We start from the raw sequence: 7,047 nt of genomic DNA on the forward strand, positions 1-7,047 counted from the left end.
GGCGAGGGCGAGCGCGAGTACTAGAGGGAGCAGCCTGAGCCACCCCCAGTGGATGCGTCCCCGTCTCCGCCGGCGCACGCCGTCCCCCGTCATCCTCGCTTTCGCGCGCGGTCTCTGGAACGCGCGAGCCTTGTGTCAACAGCGCGTTCAGTTCAGCACTGGGAACAAAGCGCGAACTAGCACCAGCGAATGTGCAGTTTGGGATGTCCTCTCAGCGAATTCCTCTTTGACCGGAGGACTTCCTTGGGCGGGAAAACTGCCGGTTGGCTGCCTGTTCGAGTGTCAGCCCGTCGCCGTTGTCCAATAGGGAGACGAAGAGGGCCAGCGCCGCGGTGCCCAAGACGGACTCGCGCCGTTCGTGGTCCAGCAGGGGCTCGTCGACGCCGGCGAGGAGGCGCACCCCGAGACCCTCCGAGACCGACTGCAGGATGACGTTGAGCTGCCAGGCGGAGACCCCCGGGCGGAGCGCAAGCTCGAAGGAATCGGCGATCTGCTCGTAGAGCTCGAACCACGAGGCAGTCAGGGACGAGTACATCCGCTTGATGGACCGTGAGACCTCAGGGTCTGCGGCAGCCGAGGCAATGGTCAGCAGCTGCAGGCGATAGGCCGGCAGCTCGAGCACGAGCTTCGCCCCCTCGTAGGCGATGCGGTGGACGGCGGTGGCGAAGTCAGTCCCGGCGGTGAGCAGCTCCTTCGACCACTCCGTCAACGCCCGGCGCATGCTCGCGTGGCGGGCGAAGAGGGCATAGGCAACGAAGTCCTCGAGAAAGTCCTGGTGGCCGGCCCAGCGGTCGCGGAACTTCGCTTCTGTGGGGACGAGTTCTGGGTAGTCCTCCCTCGCGCGGCTGAGTACCCGAGGCCGCGAGAGATAGGCGAGCGTCGGCGGAACAGACTCGGCCGGATCGCCTCCGCCCAAAGAGAACACGTCCTTGGTGAGGGCAAGACCCGAGTTCAGGAAAGCGCGCGTCAGCTCGGAATTGGCGAGCCGCGCCCTGTTCTTCGCCTTGATGCGGTTGAGCTTGGTGACGGTCGCGGAAAGGTCCTCGTCCTCGAATCCCGGGACGTCGGACTCCGGGGTGGGCATACGGTCAACCTCCCTCAAACGTCCGCGCCGTCGCCCCGACGCGGTGTTGGCGTCGGGACGACGGCACGCCCCCCAATGGGTCTTTCCTGGCTTGCAGGTGCCTGCGCCTACAGATGGCGGCCGCGCCGCCCCTTGGAGAACCGTGGGACCAAAGCGCCCAGGAGCATGAGCACTCCGGAAGCGAAGAAGGCGTTCGAGGCCGTGGAATCAGACGACGATGCGGACGCCGCTGTCTGAGCTCGGAGGCTCACTTCGCCGCTCTGGGCCTGGGCCTGTCCCGCCGCCGCGGGCTGCACGGTCGCCTGCTCGCCCCCGACTGGCGTCCCAGAAACGCCAGCCGAGGGACTCGCCGGCGTCGTCGACGTCGACGACGTTACGCTCGTCGACGGCGAAGGGGCCGACGACGGGCTGTCGCTCACCACGGTAGGCAGCGTCTGCTGGGTGGTGGGAGCGGGTGTCGTGGGTTCGACCACCACGGGGTCCGACGTCGGCGTCGAGGGCACAGGTGACGCCGACGTCGGGGCTGTTGTGGGTTCCGAGGTCTGCGTTGGCACAGTGGTTTGCGTCGGCACAGTGGTTTCCGTTGGCACAGTGGTCGGCACAGTGGTCTCCGTCGGTACGGTCGTGGGGACGGTGGTGGGCGTGACAGTCGGCGTCACCGTCGGGGTGACAGTCGGCGTCACCGTCGGTGTGACGGTCGGGGTCACCGTCGGTGTGGGAGTAATAGCCGGGGCGACGCAACCGTTCGCGTAGAGTGCCTGGCCCGCGGCGTCCCAGTTCTGCCCGGGCACTTCCTGGATCTGGCCCTGCGAATCGGTGTACGCGAAGGGCGGGAACACGTCATTCGTGTACCGCGGTCGCGAACTCACGATCGACGACTTGTCCGTCGTGACCATCACGTACTGATTGGCCTGGGAACCGGTCAGGTGGCAGATCGGGATCTGCGCGGAATCCGCCGCCCCCGGGGCGGCCATGGCTGGGCTCGTGACGACCCCGGCCACGAGGAGCGCTCCCGCGCCGGCCGCCAGCAGGCCGCTGGTGTAATTCTTGGATTGAGCGTTCTTCTTAAGTGCGGGAATCAGCATCTTCCTGCCCGCCTCCTTTCAGTCCGGGATGGTCACGTGCATTGCCCGCAGCGGAATGTCACGAGGACAATCTGGCCGTCGGGATCGTCGTAATTGCAGGAGAAGGCAACCACGTCGCAGGGATTGTTCTCGAAGGAAAATGCCTTCGACTTGTCGACGACTTTCCGGTCCGCGAGCGAACAATTCACGACCTGTCCCTTCCCGTCGGTCAGGGAGGCTGGCTGCCCCACTGCCCAGCCTTGATAGCTGAGGCGATTGAAGGGAAAGGTCGCGTCGGTGCAGAGCGGCACACCCTGATGGCAGGTGTGCCCGGCAAGAACCACCGGCCGAACGCTCGATGACTGCCCCGTTCCGACGAGCCAGTGGCCCACCGGGTCGAAGCCTTGGGCGTCCAGCGGAGGGTCGACGGGCGCCGCCGCGCTCCAGTCCATCGGAACGACGTTGGCCGTCAGTCCCGCCGCCGGCCAGGAGAACGTCCGAGGGGGCAGAACGATGTTCGCCAGTTGGATGGGAGGCGGGACGGGTGCAGCCGACCGGCTCGGAGCCGGCGGAGTGGCCGTGCCCGGCACCGCCGTAGGAGTCGCCATGCCAGATGAGGAGAGAGAAGGCTCCGGAACCGAGGCCGCCAGCTGCTGCGCTGCCTCGGCCCGGAGCTGCTGGCGCGCATCGTCCCCGAGAAGATGCAAGCCCGCGAAGACGGCGAGCGCGGAGGAAAGGACGAGGGCCAGAATCCTGACCCACCGCCATTTCTTCACCCGCGCATTTCGCCGCCGCATCACGACCCCCGAAATCGTTGTCCCCAGCTTTGACGGAGTGGTATTCGCCGGAAGGTCCCCGCACCTCCGGAATTTCCCAGCACGCCGGCCGAGCCGACGCGTCCGGCTGAATACCGAACTCCATGTATTCCAGTACAGCGGGCGGAATCCCGAGGGTCACCAGTAGTCGGTACCCGGCTTCCGGAGGGGCCCTGAAAGGCCACCTCTCAGGAGTACGCGGAAATCACGGAAGGGATACGCAGGTGGACTACGCAGACGCTTCGGGGGAAGGCCCGCATACTTGGAAATCAGGGCCCCCGCTCAAGCCGTAGGGCGCCTTCGCGGTCCGCAGCGGCCCCTCGCCCCACGAGAGGCCGTGCCACCCGCCTCCCCGGATTTCCCCCGGTTTTTCACGGTTTTCCCCTGACCGCTCGGGCCCCCGTAGTGAGTACGCAGGTACGCCCCGGACCGCTCCATCGACTACTTGCCGCCCTCGCGGACCCGTACTCGGGGCTCGCAGCTCAAAAGTTCGGCATCACCCGATTCTGGGGCAGGGAAGACCCGTTTCCTCCCGACCTCCTTGTCCGCCTTCTCCCCCGGTCCCGACCGTAGAAGTCAAGCGCAACCGCACAGCAGCTGCGCGCCAGACGGTGACGGGGATGGAGGGGTGCATGGTCCGGAACCACCAGACCGCAGAGGTCGAAGAAGGAGCCGAGGTCGGCGAGGGAACGGTCGTGTGGCAGCACGCGCATATCCGTGCGGGAGCCCAGGTGGGCCAGGAGTGCATCATCGGCCGGGGTGTCTACGTGGGGCCAGGCGTTCGCATCGGGAACCGGTGCAAGATCCAGAACTACGCGCTGGTCTACGAGCCCGCAGTCGTGGAGGACGGCGCCTTCATCGGCCCCGCCGTGGTCTTCACGAACGACCTCAATCCCCGGGCCGTCAATCCGGACGGCACCCTCAAGAGTGCCGACGACTGGCTGGCCGTGGGCGTGAGCGTGGGGGCCGGGGCGTCGATCGGCGCCCGGGCGGTCTGTGTGGCCCCCGTCCGCATCGGTGCGTGGGCCACGGTGGCGGCGGGCGCCGTCGTGGTCAAGGACGTACCCGACTACGCGCTTATGGCGGGGGTGCCCGCTCGCCAGATCGGCTGGGTCGGCGAGGCCGGCCATCGCCTCAAGGAGGACGTCCGCAACGGCAGCGGAGCCACGTGGCTGTGCCCGGTGACCGGGCGCCGCTACGTGGAAACCGACGGACGCCTCTGGAGGGCCGATTCGTGAGCAACCGGGTGATGCTCGGCGGTACTGAGGTGACCCTGCTGGACGCCGGCGATTCGGTCCACGCGATCCTCAGCGGGTGCCGCGAGCGTGAGCGGCCGCTCGGCGTGGTCTCCGCCAACCTCGATCACGTCTACCATTTCGGGTCCGGCGGGCGGTGGCAGCGTTCGCTCGGTTCCTCAGACGTCGAATGGCTCACGCTCCTGGACGGCGCTCCGCTTGCGGCGGAGGCGGAGCGCCTCACCGGGCGGCCCTGGCCCCGGCTCGCAGGCAGCGATCTCCTCGGGCCGATCCTGGACCGTTGCGACGCCGAGGGGCTGACGGTCGGCTTCCTCGGCGGAAGCCCGGACGCCCAAGTCCTGCTCCGCGGACGCCTCGCCGAACGCCGTCCCCGCCTGCGCGTCTCCGGCTTCTGGGCCCCCAGCAGGGGCGAGCTCGAAGACCCAGAGATGTCCGCCGTCGTCGCCCATTCGATCGCCGCGGCCAAGACCGACGTGCTGGTCGTGGGCCTCGGCAAGCCGCGCCAGGAGCTGTGGATCGCCGAACACGGGCCGGCGACAGGAGCGCGTGTCCTGCTCGCGTTCGGCGCCGTCGTCGATTTCCTCGCGGAGCGCATCAAGCGGGCACCTGCCTGGGTCGCCGAGCACGGACTCGAGTGGGCCTGGCGGCTCGCGCTCGAGCCCGCCCGCCTCTCGGAGCGCTACCTCGTCCAGGGCCCCGAGGCCTACGTGCGGCTGCGGCGTCACAGCACTGATTCCCTGGCTGGCGCCACCATCGCCCTCTCCGCCCACGCCCGCCGATCCGCCGCCGTCGCCTCGGCCCGGTTCGCGCACCCCGCGGGCCAAGGCCTCTTCGTCCCCTCGGGCGAGACCGCCGACGTCGCCGTGCTCATCCCGACCTACAACAGCGCCGATACACTGCCCACGCTCATCGATTCGCTGCGCAGCTCAGCGCGGAGTCTCCGGCTGCGGGTCGTGGTCGCGGACAACTCCCCCGATCGCCTCACGCTGGACGCCATCGCCCACTGCAAGGACGTCATCGCCTTCCGCACCGGCGGAAATCTCGGCTACGCCGGGGCCATCAACGCGGCCACCGCCAGAGCTGGCGAGGCCGAGGCGCTCCTGGTGCTCAACCCCGATACCGAAGTGCTCCCCGGCGCCGTCGACGCCCTCCTTGCCCGCTTGCGGGCCGCCGGCGCCGGGGCCGTCGTCCCGCTCATGCTCGAGGACGACGGCGGTCGCTACCCCTCGCTCCGACGCGAGCCCACCGCCGCGCGAGCCTGGGGCGACGCACTGTTCGGGGCGCACCTCCCCCGGCGTCCGCAGTGGAGCGCCGAGACGGACTACGACGCCGAGAGCTACGCCCACGCCCACACCGTGGATTGGGCGACGGGCGCCGCGCTCATGGTCTCCGCCGAGGCCGCCCGCGTCGTGGGGCCCTGGGACGAGCGCTTCTTCATGTACTCCGAGGAGACGGACTACTTCCGCTCGCTGCGGCAGCACGGGTTCGAGGTCTGGTTCGAGCCCGCGGCGCGCGTCATGCACTCCGGAGGCGGCTCGGGAACCTCGAGCGGGCTCGCCGCGCTCATGTCCGTCAACAAGATCCGCTACATGCGCAAGCACCACCCGGGTGCGACGGCGGCGTTCGCTACCGCCGCCGTCGTCACCCGGGAGGTGCTCCGCGCGTACGACGGCGACCATCGCCGCACGCTCGCACTACTCCTCCGCCCCGGGCGGTGGGACGCGCTCCCCCGGCCCACTGCCCATCCTTCGGTGCAGGAGCATCCTGAAGGGTGTGTGATCATCCCCGCGCACAACGAGGAAGGCGTCATCGGCCGCACCCTCGAAGGGCTGCGGCCCGCGCTCGAGAGCGGGCGCGTCGAAGTCATCGTGGCGTGCAACGCGTGCACCGACCGGACCGCAGAGATCGCGGCCCACTACTTGGGGGTGCGGGTCCTTGACCTGCCGGAGCCCGGGAAGGCCCGCGCCCTCAACTCGGCAGACGCCGTCGCGACCCGGTGGCCCCGCGTCTACCTCGACGCGGACATCGAAGTCCCGCCCGCCGCGCTCGCCGGGATCCTCGCCGAGCTCGCACGAGGCGAATACCTGGCCGGGCGGCCCGACTTCCGGTACGACACGTCCGGATGCGACCCTCTCGTGGCCGCCTACTACCGAGCCCGGGTGCGGATTCCCTCGAATCGCACCGCGCTCTGGGGCGCCGGGTGTTACGCCATGACCGAAGAAGGGCACCGGCTCATGGGCGCCTTCCCCGAAGGCGCCGCCGACGACTACTTCGTGGACACTGTGTTCGATCCAGGGCACAAGGTGTTCCTCGACGGCGAGCCCGTGGTGGTGCGTCCGCCACGGACCACGTCGTCCCTGGTTTCCACCCTCCATCGTGTGTACCGCGCCCCCGCCTCCACCGGAGGAGGTGCGCCGATGCGGACGTTCCGGGGCCTCGTGGCCTCCGTGCGCGGACCGCTCTCTGCCCTCGACGCCGCAGTCTACGCGACGTTCGCCCTCATGGGGCGGCGGCAGTCGCTCCCGTCCGCCGGCTCCCCCCTGTGGGAGCGCGACGAGAGCAGCCGGCGATGAGGCATCCGATCTGCCGTGCCGTGACCGAAGTTCCCCAGTCCAAGAGCCCTTCCGAGTCAAGAGCCCTTCCTAGCGAGGAGTCGCCGTGGGCCAGCGAGTAGCACCCCGATCCAGCCGCCGTTCCGTGTTCCAGAGCACCCGGCGGCCCCTTGCCGCGTGGCTCTCTGCGCTGCTGTTCGCGGCGGTCTTCGTCGCGATCGCGCCCCAGACCGCGGCGCCGCCTGCACAGGCGGCCACCAATCCCTGCGCCGCGCC

The 7,047-nt window shown here is 69.3% G+C and carries 5 protein-coding genes; 2 read left to right on the top strand and 3 right to left on the bottom strand.

Annotated features, from left to right (window positions below; translation table 11 throughout):
• Positions 1-211: 211 nt before the first annotated feature.
• The 3 genes from ACTHL9_RS05385 to ACTHL9_RS05395 all read right to left on the bottom strand — a co-directional run bounded on the left by ACTHL9_RS05385 (position 212) and on the right by ACTHL9_RS05395 (position 2,924).
• The gene (locus ACTHL9_RS05385) at positions 212-1,084 is read right to left on the bottom strand and encodes a hypothetical protein (RefSeq protein WP_440517819.1); all 873 of its coding nucleotides are present in this window, start codon (positions 1,082-1,084) and stop codon (positions 212-214) included.
• A gap of 107 nt (positions 1,085-1,191) precedes the next feature.
• The gene (locus ACTHL9_RS05390) at positions 1,192-2,169 is read right to left on the bottom strand and encodes a hypothetical protein (RefSeq protein WP_440517820.1); all 978 of its coding nucleotides are present in this window, start codon (positions 2,167-2,169) and stop codon (positions 1,192-1,194) included.
• 32 nt (positions 2,170-2,201) lie between these two features.
• Positions 2,202-2,924 (bottom strand): hypothetical protein, encoded by a 723-nt coding sequence (locus ACTHL9_RS05395; protein WP_440517821.1) that lies wholly within the window; start codon positions 2,922-2,924, stop codon positions 2,202-2,204.
• A 671-nt stretch (positions 2,925-3,595) separates the two neighbouring features.
• Between ACTHL9_RS05395 and ACTHL9_RS05400 the strand changes: the two genes are divergently transcribed.
• Both ACTHL9_RS05400 and ACTHL9_RS05405 read left to right on the top strand, forming a co-directional pair.
• Entirely contained in the window at positions 3,596-4,201 is a 606-nt protein-coding gene (locus tag ACTHL9_RS05400) for an acyltransferase (RefSeq protein ID WP_440517822.1), read from the top strand.
• Positions 4,198-6,792: a WecB/TagA/CpsF family glycosyltransferase gene (locus ACTHL9_RS05405; protein ID WP_440517823.1), complete on the top strand. Its 2,595-nt coding sequence runs from the start codon at positions 4,198-4,200 to the stop codon at positions 6,790-6,792. Before ACTHL9_RS05400 ends, ACTHL9_RS05405 begins: the two co-directional genes overlap by 4 nt.
• Positions 6,793-7,047: the final 255 nt, after the last annotated feature.

Source organism: Sinomonas sp. (assembly GCF_051955515.1).
Taxonomy (GTDB): Bacteria; Actinomycetota; Actinomycetes; order Actinomycetales; family Micrococcaceae; genus Sinomonas.

Excerpts from the sequence above, each read along its gene's own strand:
- ACTHL9_RS05385 (WP_440517819.1), bottom strand. The coding sequence starts at position 1,084 with ATGCCCACCCCGGAGTCCGACGTCCCGGGATTCGAGGACGAGGACCTT.
- ACTHL9_RS05390 (WP_440517820.1), bottom strand. The coding sequence starts at position 2,169 with ATGCTGATTCCCGCACTTAAGAAGAACGCTCAATCCAAGAATTACACC.
- ACTHL9_RS05400 (WP_440517822.1), top strand. The coding sequence starts at position 3,596 with ATGGTCCGGAACCACCAGACCGCAGAGGTCGAAGAAGGAGCCGAGGTC.